Below are 13410 nucleotides of genomic sequence, written 5' to 3'. Positions count from 1 at the left end.
CGCCGCCCAGCCTGACGTCCGACGCGATTCCTTGATGCGCGCAACCGATCTGTGGAAGCGTAGGCGGCTCGGCGGGAGGAGCCGCCGACGGTGGGCCACGGATCGCACACCCTGGACGGGCTGGACGCTCGGCCCGCCGCATCGGGGACGAACAAGGGAATGGCTCGCATGGGACGTCGGGGAATGTGGTTCACCGTGAGCGCGGCCGCCGTGCTCGCACTGGCCGGATGCAGCGGCGGCGGTGGCGGCAACGTCGACCGGACGGACCCGGTCGCGGTGAGCCAGGCGTTCGTCGATGCCGTCGCTGCCCAGGACTCCGGCGCCGCCTGCGCGCAGATGGCCGACGAGGACGGTCCCATCGCGGACGGCGACGCCCAGGCGTGCGAGGACCAGGTCGACGGCTTCATCTCCGAGTTCACGGAGGAGGAGCTGGAGATCTTCGGCGACGTCGAGGTCGCGGACGCCGCGGTGAACGAGGGCGGGTCGACCGCGTACGTACAGGACGAGTCCTACTCGGCCGACACCCCGGAGGATGCGCGCATGCCGCTCATCCTCAACCTCGTCGACGACGAGTGGTGGGTGGACATCGACGTGCTCAACTGACGGGTCGGCACGGCCCGTCTCACGCCGCGGCGCCCGCGTCGTGGGGCGGGCGCGGTCTACCGGTACAGGTGCGCGGGCTCGCCGGTCGCGCCCTCGATGTCCTTCTCCGTGGTGTGCAGCAGGTGGTCCGCGAGGTTGCGCAAGGCCCGTGCCACGGCGAGCTCGTCGCCGATCTCCGGCACGCTCGCGTCGAGCGGGTTCCGCTGCGCATGGCCGAGGCCGCGGACCTCGCGACCGGCCGCCGTCTCCAGGCGCGCCTGCGCCCGTGTGGTGTCGTCGTGCTCGTCGATCTCGACGGCGATGCTCCAGTGCTTCGTCGCGTCCATTCCGGCTCACCCTCTTCAGGTTCGGTCCGTGCCCCCAGCGTAGGCACCCTGGGCAGGGGCGGCGAACGCGGGAGGTCCAGGCCGCGTGGGCGCTTCGAGCGGCACCGCCCGCAATTCCGTTGCAGGCGCCTGCGCGCCCGGACGATCCTGAAGCGCATGGGTGAGCGACCTGAGCGATGGACCCGCGGCACCGTCTACACCGACATGTGGGTGGACCCGGCCGACGACCCCCGCAACACCGACGGCGTCAGCCCGGACGGCGAGCTGGCGACGCTCCAGGACTACACGGCGAGCTACCGCTTCACGCTGACGATGAAGTGCGAGGACCTGGACGCGGAGCAGCTCGCGCGGCGGTCCGTCCCGCCGTCGACGATGTCGCTGCTCGGTCTGCTGCGGCACCTCGCCGCGACGGAACGGGACTGGCGCAACGGGATGGGTGACGCCGATCCTCTGCCGCAGCTGCACGGCGGGACCGACGCGGACTTCGACGGCGCCGTCGCGGACCCGGCGGTGGTCGACGCCGCGTACGCCGATCTGGCGCGCGAGCAGGCCGCGACCGACGCCGCCCTGGCCAGGCATCCCGACCTGGGCGAACGCCTGGGCGAGGAGCAGATCGCGGTGCGGGAGATCTGGGTGCACCGGATCGAGGAGTACGCCCGGCACTGCGGGCACGCCGACCTGCTGCGCGAGTGCATCGACGGACGCGTCGGCCAGTAGGGCTCGGTGCGTCGTCCGGCCGAGGCGACCGGGCGCTCACGAGTCGACGAACGCGACCCCCATCTGGTCGGCGGCGTCCTGGAGCACCCGCTGCACCGCGAGCGAGTCGGCGAGCGGCATGACGGCGCTCTCGGGCCGGCCCGCACGCACGCACCGCGCGACCTCGTCGAGCTCGAGCGCGTACCCGGCGCCGTCGGGCATCGCCCGCTCGGTCACGGCATCGCGCCCCTGCCGGTGGAGCACGATCTCGTGCGGGTGGTGGAACCGGGGCGGGACGTCGATCCACCCTGCGGTGCCATAGACGCGGGCGTTCCCGGGCGACGGCGTCACGAACGAGGTCTGCAGCGTCGCCACGCGCCCGTCGCCGTAGTCCAGCAGGAGCCCTGCCTCGGCGTCGGCGCCGCTCGGCAGGAGCGATCCCCGGGCCGTCACGCCGACGGGATCGCCCAGCACCATCTGCGCGAACGACACCACGTACACGCCGAGGTCGAGCAGCGTGCCGCCGCCGAGCGCGAGGTTGAAGGTGCGGTCGTCGGGGTCGAACTCGCGGCGCGTGCCGAGGTCCGCCTGGACGCCGCGCACCTCGCCGATCGCCCCGTCGGCGATGAGCTCGCGCATCCGGACGATCGCCGGCTGGAACCGCGTCCACATCGCCTCCATCGCGAAGACGCCGGTCTCGCGGGCCGTCGCGACCACCCGCTCGGCGCCCGCGTACGTCGCCGTGAACGCCTTCTCGACGAGCGTCGCCTTCCCGGCCCGCAGCGTGTCGACGGCGTTGCGGGCGTGCTCGCTGTGCGGCGTCGCGATGTAGACGGCGTCGACGCCGTCGTCCGCGAGCAGGTCCGCGTAGCTGCCGTGGGGCCGGATCGGACCCGGGGCGACGTCGGCGAACCGGCTCGCGAACGCCGTCGCACGCTCCTGCGACCGGGAGCCGACGGCGACCAGCACGCCGTCGCGCACGTGCGTGAAGTCAGCGGCCACCTTCTCCGCGATTCGGCCGGGGCCGAGGATGCCCCAGCGCAGCGGGCGGTCGGTCTCGAGGTGAGTGGTCATGGGCCCATCCTGTCGGGTCGACGGCGGCTCGTCCCGTCTCGTCCGTCTCGCCGCTCGGCGCGAGGGGCGAGGGGTGTTTCGCGGACCTACGTCACTGATCCACCAGGCGGATCAGTGACGTACAGAACGGCAGCACCCCCGAGCCCCTACGTCACTGACCCAGCTGGCGGGTCAGTGACGTACACAACCGCAGCACCCCCGAGCCCCTACGTCACTGACCCACGCACCGGGTCAGTGACGTAGGGCGCCGCCACACCACGCGGCCCGGTCGGACGCCCCCGGCTCAGACGGGCGAGTAGTCGACGTACGCGAGCCGCCGCGAGTCCGGCGCCCAGCTCGGCACGTTCATCGCGCCCTGGCCGCCGAACACGCGCGCCAGGTCGCGGGGACGGCCGACGCCGTCGTCATCCACCCCTCCGGGCGGCCGGACCGGGGTCGATTCGGGAGCCATACCCTCCCGAATCGACCCCAGTTCCCCGTCAGCGCCCGACGGCGCGCGCCCGCTCAGCGGGAGGAGCCGGATCCGCACGTCCGCGACGTCGGCGGGGTGCCCGAGCGTGCCGGGCGGGAAGCTCACGTACGCCACGCGGGTGCCGCCCGGCGACGGGTGCGGGAACCAGTTCACGCGCTCGTCGTGCGTGAGCTGCTCGAGACCCGTGCCGTCCGGGCGCATCCGGAACAGCTGCGCGTGGCCCGGCGCCCGGCGTGGCGCGCCGGGCAGCGGCCGCTCGGAGCTGAACCACAGCCACTCGGTGCCGTCCTCGCCGGGACCGAGCTCGGCGCCGTCGTCCGGGAAGTCGTCGTCGGTGAGCTGCACGCTCGGCCCGCCCGCGGCAGGCATCGTGAACAGGTTCGTGCGGACGCCGTCGGCGCGGCGCTCCAGCCCGACGTAGCTCAGCGTCGCGCCGTCGGACGAGACGCCGTGCAGGTAGTGCGTGAACGTCGGCCCGCGCGAGGAGGAGACCCGGCGCGCGGACCCGCCCGCGAGGGGCACCGCGTACAGGTGCCCGTCCTCCGCGGAGGCGAACACCGTCCGCCCGTCGGGCGCGAGCACGTGGTCGTTGTTCACCGGCGGTAGCCCAGCGGCGTCGACGGGCGACGGCGTCACGGACTCCGGCGCGACGGCTCGCTCGGCGTCGATCACCAACAGCCGCCCGCCGCCGTTGAGCACGAGGTGAGCGCCGTCCGGCGTCCAGTTCGGGGCCTCCGGCAGGACGTCGCGGGAGACCCAGGCGCGGTGCCGCTCCCGCGTCTCGACGTCGTGGATCCACACGGTGGCGGTCTGACCGGGAGCGAACGCGCGAGGCACGGCTCACATCCTGCCGCGGAAGAACGGCCCGCCGGCGCGCGTTGACGCCAGCATGACCCGAGACCTCATGGCCGCCGACACACGCATGGGCGCCGTGACCCTGCACGTCGGCGACATGACCGCGATGCGCACCTACTACACGCGCGCGCTCGGGCTGGACGTGATCGCGGAGAACTCCACCGGCTCACGGGTGACGCTCGGCCGCGGCGCAGCGCCGATCGTCGTCCTCGTCCACGCCCCGGACCTGCCCCGCCCCCGGCGCGGCGAGGCGGGTCTCTTCCACACCGCGATCCTGTTCGACGACGCCGCCTCGCTCGCCGGCGCGCTGGCCCGCCTCGCACAGCACGCGCCACACACGTTCACGGGGAGCGCCGACCACCTCGTCTCGGAGGCGTTCTACGCGACCGACCCGGAGGGCAACGGCGTCGAGCTGTACGTCGACCGGCCGCGCTCGGCGTGGCGGTGGACCGGCTCGCACGTCGTCATGGACACACTCCCCCTCGACCCGAACGCCTACCTGCAGGCGCACGCGACACCGTCGGCCCTCGAGGACACGCCGGGAGAGGACGACGCCGTCGTCGGCCACGTCCACCTCCAGGTGGGCGACGTCCCGACCGCCCGCGCCTTCTACGTGGACGTGCTCGGCTTCGACGAGACCGCCGCACTCGGCCACAGCGCCCTGTTCTTCTCCGCGGGCGGCTATCACCACCACATGGCCGCGAACACGTGGGCCAGCATGGGCGCGGGGCCGCGCGCGCAGTCCCTCCGGCTGGCCCAGATCGAGATCGACGTGCCGTCGGCCGACGACGTCGCCGCCCTCGCGGACCGCCTCCGCGTGGCCGGCATCGCGCACGAGCTCGACGGCGGCGGCGGCCCGGGCGCGACGGCGCTCCTGCGCGTCGCCGACCCGTGGCGCAACGAGCTGCACCTCACCTCCGCCCGCTGACTCGGGTCCGGCCACGCCGCGCCCGCGCGCCTCAGGCGGCGTCGCGGATGCGCACCTCCTCGAACGCCGCCGTCGTGGCCGGCGTCGCACCGCCGCCCGCCTGCAGGCCGATGCGGACGTCGGTCCCGGCCGGCAACGTCCACGTCATTCCCCACCGCCACGTGACGCCGTCGTCGATCGAGAACGCCGACCGGTACAGCTGCTCGCCGGCCGCGTTCTCGGTGCGCAGGATGCGGAGGGTGATCTCGGTGGCGGGTGGCCCGTCGAGGTGCCCGCCGAGCAGGAGGACGCCCTGGTGCTCGCGCTCGGTGAAGAACTCCACCGTGCGTGAGTGCCCGATGGCGACGGAGCTGAGGCGGACGAAGAAGTTCTCGTCGGCCATCACGAGCAGCCCGGCCTGCTGGAAGTTCCGCACGGTGTCCGTACCGAGGTCGAGCTCCAGATCCGTCTCGAGCACCCAGTCGCCGGCGGGGGCGTCCCGCACGAGCACCGGCCCGGCGCCGTTCGCCCCGGCGATGTCGCCGCTGGTGAGCGGCCACGACAGCGCGCCGTCCGCCGTCGTGAGCCCCGGGTGCTCGCCCAGGAGCGTCCAGCCGTCGGCGAGGACGTCGTCGAGCGAGCCGTCGAAGGTCTGCGTGTACGTGACGTCGCCGACCTCGGGATCCGGCACCCGCGTCGTCGGACCCTCGGCGAGCCGCGCGACGCTGAGGTTGTCCAGGTCCGCCCCGGCGCCCCGCGCCGTCAGCGACAGCAGTCCCTCGACGCCGCCCCCGCGGCGCACGTCGGCGACGGCGCGCGCGATCGGGTCGCCGAGCCGCGACTCCTGCAGCTCGGCCGCGACGGCATCGCCCTCGAGGGTGACGACGAGCGTGTGCCAGCCCTCCAGGTCGATCCGTTCCGGCACGGCAGCCGTCACGTCGCGCCCGCCCGGCCGCGCGTCGACCACCAGCTCGCGCGCCGCGCCGTCCACGCACACCTCGACGCCGCGCCGCAGCCCGTCCACGCGCACGCACGCCTCGGCGTCGGCGCCCGCGAGCCGGACGTCCGCCTCGACGCGGTTCTCGCCGCGCAGCAGCTCGCGCGCGACGGCGACGGCGGGCACGCGCCGACCCGGCCGCAGCGCCGCGACCTGGCCGGCGTCGCCGTCGTCGTCCGGCACCGACGCGAACGAGCCGGTCAGAGCCCGGAAGGCGCGCCCGCTCGCCGGGTCGTCCGTGGTGATCCCCAGCGCGGAACCCGTGACCGGCCCCGGCTCCGGGCCGTCGCTCGGCCCCGCCCCGGCGTTCACCACGGGCCACCCGTCGATCCAGTCCAGCCGGTCCACGAGCATCGGCCGCTTGTTGATGCCGCCCGGCTCGTTCAGCCATCCGTCGTTGCGGTCGATGCCGTGGTAGACCATCCAGTCCTGTCCGGTGGTGTCCGTGACGACGGCGTGGTGCCCGACGCCGACCCACCGGTTCCCGTTCGCGGCGATCACCTGGGTGCCGCCGGCGCGCGACTGGTTGAGCGGCACGCCGGCGGCGTCCACGAACGGCCCGAACGGGCTGTCGGAACGGCCCGCGAACACGCTGTACCCGCTCGCGACGGACGAGCAGCAGCCCGCCGCAGAGACCATGAGGTAGTACGCGCCGTCGTGCTGGACCACGTACGACCCCTCGTACCGGTCGGAGACGGCGATCTGCTGCAGCTCGCCGATCGCCGTCGTCCCGGTGTCGTCGAGGCGCGTCACGTGCGGGCCGCCCGCGAACCCGCCGACGTACAGGTACAGGCTGCCGTCGGTGTCCGCGAGCACGGACGGGTCGATGAGGCCCTGGTACGCCGGGACGGCGGCTCGCGCGCTCTCGGTGGCGGCCAGCTCCGGCGACCGCAGCTCGCGCGGCGAGTTCACGGCGCCGTCGTAGTCGCGCAGGTCGAACGCCGTGGCGCCGGCCTCGGCGAGCACCTGCGACTCGAGCACCGGCCGCCCGATGTCGGTCCACGGCCCGGCCGGCGTGGGCGCCGTCGCCATCCCGATGCCGGGATCGGCGCCGGGCTTCGCGAGCGAGTCCGTCACCGTGTAGTACAGGCGGTACTCCCCGTTCACGTACCGCACGTCCGGCGCCCAGAAGAACGAGCCGGGCGCCGCCCACGCAGGGCGCGTGGCGTCGTCGAACACCGTGCCGAGGTACTCCCAGTCGGCGAAGTCCCGGGTCCGCGCCATGTGCATGAGCCCGAACTCGCCGCCGCTCACGAGCGGGTCGCTCGTGGCGTACGCGTAGAACCAGCCGTCCCGCCCGCGCAGCACCGCCGGGTCCGCGTAGCTGTCCGCGAACGGCGACGACACCGGGTTGGTGATCGTCGCGGGCTCCGGTGGAGGGCTGGGCGTCACCGACGCCGCGGCGACGGCGGCCGGGTCGCCTGTGTCGATCGCGGGGTCGGGCGGGTCCGCTGCCGCGGGCGCCGCGACGAGCGTGGTGATCAGGGAGGCGGTGGCCAGGCCGACGACGGCGAGGCGGCGGGTGCGGGGCGTGGCAGGTGACATCGGTGTCCCTCACGTCGAGCCCACCGGGGGCGGCGGGCGGGCGGTTCGGCCCAGATCCGACTACAACGTGGGAACGAACCTAGCGAGTGCACGAGGTCTCCCGCGACACGCCGGGCCGAGTCGAGAGAGATCCCGCACTCGGCGGTGGCGACGCTTCTCAGGCGACGGCGGCCGCCGTCCGGCGCCCGGGGATCGCGGCCAGCAGCTCCGCCGTGTACGGCGACGCCGGTGAGGCGAACACGTCGAGCGTGCGGCCCTGCTCGACGATCCGGCCCGCGCGCATGATCGCGACGTCCTCGCACACGGCGCGGACGACGGCCAGGTCGTGCGAGATGAACAGCAGCGCCAGGCCGTCCTGCTCGCGCAGCTCCGCCAGGACGTCGAGCACCCGCGCCTGCACGGACACGTCCAGCGAGCTGACCGGCTCGTCGCACACCACGAGCCGCGGGTGGATCGCCAGCGCCCGCGCGATCGCCACGCGCTGCAGCTGCCCGCCCGACAGCTCGGTCGGGCGCCGCCGCCCGACGGACGCCGGCAGGTGCACGCGGTCCAGCAGCTCGGCGACGCGGGCGCGTCGCTCCGCGCGGTTCCCGCCTCCGAGGGCGCGCAGCGGCTCCGCGATCGAGGAGGCGATCGACTGGTGCGGGCTGAGCGAGGAGTACGGGTCCTGGAACACCGGCTGGACGAAGCGGCGCGCCCGCCGGATCTCCGCGGGCGAGTCCTGGACCCGGCCGTCGACGAGCACCTCGCCGGCGTCAGGGCGCAGGAGCCCGAGGACGATGCGCGCCGTCGTCGTCTTCCCGGAACCCGACTCCCCGACGAGGCCGAGCGCTCCCCCGCGCGGGATCGTGAACGAGACGTCGTCCGCGGCGGTCACCGGCGGCCGTCCGGTGACGTGGAACGTGCGGCCGAGGCCGCGCACCTCGAGGGCCGGCGAGTCCGACGACCCGGCCGACGGCGGCGGCGTCGCCGGCGGCCGGCGGTCGGGGGTCGCCTCGAGCAGGGCACGGGTGTAGGGCTGCTCCGGGCGCTCGAGGACCGCGCCGGTCGCACCCTGCTCGACGACCTCGCCGTCCGAGAGGACGACGACGCGGTCCGCCCGGTCTCCCGCCACCCCGAGATCGTGCGTGATGAGGAGGAGCGACGTCCCCGTCTCGCGGACGAGGTGCTCGAGGTGGTCGAGGATCCGGCGCTGGACGGTGACGTCGAGGGCGGACGTCGGCTCGTCCGCGACGATCAGCTCGGGTCCGGCGACGATCGCGATCGCGATGAGCACGCGCTGGCGCTGCCCGCCGGAGAGCTCGTGAGGGTACTGGCGGTAGCGGGCCTCCGCGTCGTCGAGGCCCGCGAGCCGCAAGGCCTCGAGCGCCCTCGCGCGTGCGGCGTCCCCCGACGCGAGCCCGTGGATCGCGAGCACCTCCGCGACCTGGGGGCCGATCCGCTGGACCGGGTTGAGCGCGGCGAGCGGATCCTGAGGGATCGTGGCGATGCGGGCGCCGAGCACACGGCGACGACGGCGATCGGGCAGCCGCAGGAGGTCGGCGCCGTCGAGCTCGACGGCGCCGTAGCGTTCCGCCGACGCCGGCAGGAGGCCGAGGATCGTCCGCCCGATGGTCGTCTTCCCGGAGCCCGACTCACCGACCAGGGCCACGACCTCGCCGCGCGCGACGTCCAGCGAGACGCCGCGCACGGCCTGGTGCACGCCGCGGCGGCCGCGGTACGTGACGGACAGTCCCGCCACGCGCAGCAGGGGCGCCGACGAGGACGTCGCCACGACGCCGTCCGCGGCGCTCATGAGCGCCCCGCCACGCGCACGGCCCGGCTGATCCGGTTGCACGCGAGCACCGTCGCGGCGATCGCGGCGCCCGGGAACGTCGTGAGCCACCAGGCGGACGCGATGTGCGACCGCCCCTCGTTCACCATCGACCCCCACTCCGGGGTCGGCGGCACCGCGCCGAACCCGAGGAAGCTCAGGGCGGACACGGCCAGCACGGCTCCTCCGATCTCGAGGGCGGCCAGGACGACGACGGCGGTCCCGGCGCCGGGGACGATGTGCCGCACGATGATCCGCGCGGACCCGGAGCCGGAGCACCGCGCGGCGTCGACGTAGGCGAGGTTGCGCAGCCGCAGCGTCTCGGCGCGTGCCAGCCGGGCGAAGCCGGGGATGCCGGCGATCCCGACGGCGATCGCCACGTTCACGACGCCGAAGCCCAGGATGGACACGAACGCGAGCGAGAGGAGCAGGCCCGGGATCGCGATCATCACGTCCATGACGCGCATGATCGTGGAGTCCGCCCACCGCCCGACGTACCCGGAGACCACACCGGCGAGCACCCCGACGACGAGGCTGATGCTCACCGCGAGCAGGCCGGCGGTGATCGAGAGGTTGGCGCCGTGCACGACGCGCGAGTACACGTCGCGGCCGAGCGCGTCGGTGCCGAACCAGTGCTCGGCGCTCGGCGCGGAGAGCGACGCCGCCGGGTCGACGTCGGTCACCGGATCCCACGTGGTGAGGACGTTCGGCGCGAGGGCGGCCAGCAGCACGAGGCCGAGGTAGGCGACCGCCAGGACGAGCCCCGGCTCGCGCAGCGCCCGGCCCAGGGGGAGGCGGCGCGTGCCCAGCCGGCCGGACGGATCCGCCGTCGCGACGGTGAGTGCCGACGTCGTCATACGAGCACCTCGCTCGCCGCGGGCGAGGTGACCCGCGGGTCGATGTAGCGGTACCCGAGGTCCACGAGCAGGGTCACGATCACGAACACTCCGCCGGAGAAGATCACGAGGGCCTGGATGAGCGGGAAGTCCCGCGCGGTGATCGCGTCGACGATCACCGTGCCGAGGCCGTTGCGGCCGTAGATCGTCTCCACGATGGTCGCGCCGGACAGGATGCCGCCGACCATCATCCCGACGATCGTGAACACGGGGAGCGAGCCGTTGCGCAGCGCGTGCCGGACGACGACGCGCGCCTGGCTCGCGCCCTTCGCCCGTGCGGTGTCCGCGTACGGCTGCGCGAGCGACTCGACGATGCCCCGGCCGAGCACCTGGGCCAGCGTGCCCGCCGTCAGCAGCGCCAGCGTGAACGCGGGCAGGACGAGCGCCGCGAACGAGTCGTTGCCGAAGGCGGGGAACCACCCGAGCGAGAACGAGAAGACCTGGAGCAGCAGGATCGCGACCCAGAAGGACGGCACGGCGATCCCCAGCACGGTCACCGACTGGAACAGGGACCGGATCCAGCGCGTCGGCAGGAGCGCCCCGGCGAGCGCGAAGACGAGCCCCAGCACCAGCGACAGCGCGATGCTGAGAGCGGCCAGCTGCAACGTCGGCGGCGTCGCGCCGGCGATGACCTCCGTGACCGGACGCTGCGTCGAGTACGACGTCCCGAAGTCCAGCGTCACCGCACGGGCGAGGAACGCCACGTACTGCACGAGCACGGGGCGGTCGAGGCCGAGCTCGGAGCGCACCTGCTCGATCTGCTCCGTCGTCGCCGCCGACCCGCCCTCGGCGCCGTCCCCGACGCCCAGCATGATCCGCACCGGGTCGCCCGGGACGAGGTGCACGATCGCGAACGACAGCGTCATCGCGCCCCAGAGCACGAGTGCCGCCTGACCGAGGCGGCGGAGGATGTACCAGCGCACCTCGGGTCAGGGCTTCCAGATGTCGACGAGCACGGGCTTCCCCTCGATGTCGGCGTGAGCACCCGACGTCGCGGAGCTCGCCGCGGAGAACTGCGTGAGGTCGTACAGCGGGATCGAGTACCCGCGCTCGACGATGAGGCGCTGTGCCTCGCCGGACACCTCGAGCCGCGCGGCGGCGTCGACGGTCGTCTGCAGCTCCGTGAGCAGGCCGTCCAGCTCCGGGTCCGCGTTGTCGAACAGGAAGGACTGGTTCTCGAAGAACGAGCTGTACACGGTGCGCAGGACGTCGGCGTCGGCCCGGGTCTGCGACCACGTCGTGATGTCGAACGGGTACTCGTGCAGGTTCGCCTCGGACGGCGTCGAGACCGGGGTGAGCACGAAGTCGGCACCGACGGCTCGCCACTGCTGCTGGAGCAGCTGGAGCATGAGCTCCGAGCTGGTGCCGGCGGACGTGTACTGGATCTCGAAGCGCAGCGGCTCGCCTGCGTCGTTCGACCGGAGCCCGTCGTCACCCACCGTCGTCCAGCCGGCCTCCTCGAGGAGCGCGATCGCGCCGTCGACGTCGTAGGCGAGCTGGTCGGACAGGTCCACCCAGCCCGGGTTCGCCTTCGTGAGGACGGCGCTCGCGGGCTGGTAGCGGCCCTCGAACACCGAGTCGACGATCGCCTCCCGGTCCGTGGCGAGGCTGAGAGCGCGACGCGTGCGCTCGTCCGCGAAGATCGGCCGGTACACGAGCGGCACGATCGGGATCGCGATCGCCGGCATGTCGGTGCCGATGAGCTCGGCGTCCGAGCTCTCGACCGTGGACAGCACCGAGACGTCGAGCAGGTAGGCGAAGTCGATCTGCCCCGAGGCGACGGCGCCGGCCATCGTCGTCGGCTCCGGGATGATCGAGAACTCGATGCGGTCCACGTAGCCGCGGCCCCGGTTGGCGTACAGCGGCGAGCCCCAGGCGTAGTCCTCGCGCACGGTGAGGACGACGTCCTCGCCCGGCGTGTAGCTCTCGAGGATGTAGGGGCCGGAGCCGATGACGTCGCCGGCGGCGACCTCCTCCGGCGTGAGGGCGAGCGTCGCCGGGGCGAGCACCGCGAGGGACTGCGACGCCGTCGCCTGGAGGAACTGGGCGTTCGGGTTGGCGAACGTGATCGACACCGTGTGGGAGTCGATCACCTCGGAGCTGGAGTAGTCGCGCAGCAGCCCGGCGGCCACGTACGCCAGCGGGCCGATCTCGAGGATGCGCTCCCAGTTCGCTGTGACGACGTCGGCCGTGAGGGGCGTGCCGTCGGAGAACGTGACGTCGTCGCGCAGCGTGAACGTGAACGTGCGCACGTCGTCGCTGATCTCCCAGGAGGAGGCGAGCCAGGGGATGACCTCGCCGGTCTCCGGGTCCTGGTCGGTGAGCGAGTCAGCGATCTGGCGGGTGATCGTGCGCGGGTAGAGCTGGGGCCGCTGGTGCGGGTCCAGGTTCTCCGGGTCGGCGGGGAACGCGACGGTCAGGGTGCCGCCCGTGGTCGGCTCGCCGGACGCCGTCGAGCCCGACGAGCCCGGCTCGCCACCACCGCCGGCGCATGCGGTGAGGACGCCCGCCCCTGCGACGGACGCCGTGCCGAGGAGGAACCCTCGCCGGTTCAGGGCCGACGGGACGACGGACCGGGTGGTGCTTCGTGGCACGGGTGCTCCTTGGACGACGCGCGGGCTGCTTGAGCCTCAGCATGGTGAGCAGCCCTGCCGCGGGACCACGAGCCCGGCGAATGTCCGCATGCCGAGACAGGACGGGCTCGGCGGGCGCCGTCGGAGGGCTCCGCGGGGCTCCGGACATGACGACGCCCCGCGGACCGGGGTCCACGGGGCGTCAGGTGCGTCGGCGCGTCAGCCGTGCGTGTACGTGAGGCAGTGCGCGGTCCCGCCGCCGGGGCCGATCCGCACGGCCTCGGCGCGGCACTCGAGCGATTCGTTGAACACGCAGTCCGTGCGCTGGCACGCGCCCACCTGGGCGACGACGCGGTCGAGGCCGCCCCGCGCGCCGATGTCGATGAACGTCGCGCAGCTCGCGGTGGAGCCCGCGTGCGCCGAGGAGATGGTGACGGCGAACGCGCGGCAGCCGTCGTGGTTGTAGTCGCAGCCGAGCACCGTGCACTCGGCGACGTGGGGCATCTCGAGCGTGGCGGTCATGGGTTCGCCTCCGGGTTCGCGGGTACGTGAATCACGGTAAACCCGTTCCGAAGAATGCGCCAGAGAGGCATTCCCACGATAGGCGCGCCTTAGTGAGGACACCCTTTCTTCCGCTATTCGGGGGCACTATT

At 73.7% G+C, this 13410-nt stretch carries 12 protein-coding genes; 3 read left to right on the top strand and 9 right to left on the bottom strand.

What is annotated here, in order from left to right; genetic code table 11:
* The first annotated feature begins 168 nt into the window (after positions 1-168).
* The gene (locus BCAV_RS02415) at positions 169-603 is read left to right on the top strand and encodes a hypothetical protein (RefSeq protein WP_144016689.1); all 435 of its coding nucleotides are present in this window, start codon (positions 169-171) and stop codon (positions 601-603) included.
* A 56-nt stretch (positions 604-659) separates the two neighbouring features.
* On the opposite strand, the gene BCAV_RS02410 is transcribed toward BCAV_RS02415, so the two are convergent.
* Positions 660-929 (bottom strand): DUF1876 domain-containing protein, encoded by a 270-nt coding sequence (locus BCAV_RS02410; protein ID WP_012725521.1) that lies wholly within the window; start codon positions 927-929, stop codon positions 660-662.
* 156 nt (positions 930-1085) lie between these two features.
* Between BCAV_RS02410 and BCAV_RS02405 the strand changes: the two genes are divergently transcribed.
* A complete protein-coding gene (locus tag BCAV_RS02405) occupies positions 1086-1646 on the top strand; it encodes a DinB family protein (RefSeq protein ID WP_012725520.1) in 561 nt (186 codons plus the stop codon).
* A 36-nt stretch (positions 1647-1682) separates the two neighbouring features.
* On the opposite strand, the gene BCAV_RS02400 is transcribed toward BCAV_RS02405, so the two are convergent.
* Positions 1683-2699 carry a Gfo/Idh/MocA family protein gene (locus BCAV_RS02400; RefSeq protein WP_012725519.1) on the bottom strand — a complete coding sequence of 339 codons (1017 nt, stop codon included), beginning with the start codon at positions 2697-2699 and terminating at the stop codon, positions 1683-1685.
* Positions 2700-2982: 283 nt separating this feature from the next.
* Positions 2983-4008 (bottom strand): TolB family protein, encoded by a 1026-nt coding sequence (locus BCAV_RS23270; RefSeq protein ID WP_012725518.1) that lies wholly within the window; start codon positions 4006-4008, stop codon positions 2983-2985.
* A 52-nt stretch (positions 4009-4060) separates the two neighbouring features.
* Between BCAV_RS23270 and BCAV_RS02390 the strand changes: the two genes are divergently transcribed.
* Complete coding sequence (locus BCAV_RS02390; protein WP_043346453.1) at positions 4061-4954, top strand: VOC family protein; 894 nt, start codon at positions 4061-4063, stop codon at positions 4952-4954.
* 31 nt (positions 4955-4985) lie between these two features.
* Here the strand turns inward: BCAV_RS02390 and BCAV_RS22860 are convergent, their stop codons facing one another.
* From BCAV_RS22860 to BCAV_RS02360, 6 genes are all read right to left on the bottom strand, one after another.
* Positions 4986-7475 (bottom strand): family 43 glycosylhydrolase, encoded by a 2490-nt coding sequence (locus tag BCAV_RS22860; protein WP_012725516.1) that lies wholly within the window; start codon positions 7473-7475, stop codon positions 4986-4988.
* A gap of 157 nt (positions 7476-7632) precedes the next feature.
* Positions 7633-9270 (bottom strand): dipeptide ABC transporter ATP-binding protein, encoded by a 1638-nt coding sequence (locus BCAV_RS02380; RefSeq protein WP_012725515.1) that lies wholly within the window; start codon positions 9268-9270, stop codon positions 7633-7635.
* Complete coding sequence (locus BCAV_RS02375) at positions 9267-10145, bottom strand: ABC transporter permease (RefSeq protein ID WP_012725514.1); 879 nt, start codon at positions 10143-10145, stop codon at positions 9267-9269. The genes BCAV_RS02380 and BCAV_RS02375 overlap by 4 nt, the downstream gene beginning before the upstream one ends.
* Positions 10142-11107: an ABC transporter permease gene (locus BCAV_RS02370; protein WP_012725513.1), complete on the bottom strand. Its 966-nt coding sequence runs from the start codon at positions 11105-11107 to the stop codon at positions 10142-10144. The genes BCAV_RS02375 and BCAV_RS02370 overlap by 4 nt, the downstream gene beginning before the upstream one ends.
* A gap of 6 nt (positions 11108-11113) precedes the next feature.
* Positions 11114-12778, bottom strand: a complete 1665-nt coding sequence (locus BCAV_RS02365) for an ABC transporter substrate-binding protein (protein ID WP_012725512.1) — start codon at positions 12776-12778, stop codon at positions 11114-11116.
* 198 nt (positions 12779-12976) lie between these two features.
* The gene (locus BCAV_RS02360) at positions 12977-13279 is read right to left on the bottom strand and encodes a DUF1540 domain-containing protein (protein ID WP_012725511.1); all 303 of its coding nucleotides are present in this window, start codon (positions 13277-13279) and stop codon (positions 12977-12979) included.
* Between the last annotated feature and the right edge of the window lie 131 nt (positions 13280-13410).

Origin of the sequence: Beutenbergia cavernae DSM 12333 (genome assembly GCF_000023105.1) — a bacterium.
GTDB classification, from domain to species: Bacteria; Actinomycetota; Actinomycetes; order Actinomycetales; family Beutenbergiaceae; genus Beutenbergia; species Beutenbergia cavernae.
Note: the sequence above shows the minus strand (reverse complement) of the source record. Positions and strands in the feature narration are given on the sequence as shown.

What these genes read in the sequence shown, in the direction of transcription:
- BCAV_RS02360 (WP_012725511.1), bottom strand. Translation starts at nt 13,279, where the DNA reads ATGACCGCCACGCTCGAGATGCCCCACGTCGCCGAGTGCACGGTGCTC.
- BCAV_RS02380 (WP_012725515.1), bottom strand. Translation starts at nt 9,270, where the DNA reads ATGAGCGCCGCGGACGGCGTCGTGGCGACGTCCTCGTCGGCGCCCCTG.
- BCAV_RS22860 (WP_012725516.1), bottom strand. Translation starts at nt 7,475, where the DNA reads ATGTCACCTGCCACGCCCCGCACCCGCCGCCTCGCCGTCGTCGGCCTG.
- BCAV_RS02375 (WP_012725514.1), bottom strand. Translation starts at nt 10,145, where the DNA reads ATGACGACGTCGGCACTCACCGTCGCGACGGCGGATCCGTCCGGCCGG.
- BCAV_RS02400 (WP_012725519.1), bottom strand. Translation starts at nt 2,699, where the DNA reads ATGACCACTCACCTCGAGACCGACCGCCCGCTGCGCTGGGGCATCCTC.
- BCAV_RS02415 (WP_144016689.1), top strand. Translation starts at nt 169, where the DNA reads ATGGGACGTCGGGGAATGTGGTTCACCGTGAGCGCGGCCGCCGTGCTC.
- BCAV_RS02390 (WP_043346453.1), top strand. Translation starts at nt 4,061, where the DNA reads ATGACCCGAGACCTCATGGCCGCCGACACACGCATGGGCGCCGTGACC.
- BCAV_RS02410 (WP_012725521.1), bottom strand. Translation starts at nt 929, where the DNA reads ATGGACGCGACGAAGCACTGGAGCATCGCCGTCGAGATCGACGAGCAC.
- BCAV_RS02405 (WP_012725520.1), top strand. Translation starts at nt 1,086, where the DNA reads ATGGGTGAGCGACCTGAGCGATGGACCCGCGGCACCGTCTACACCGAC.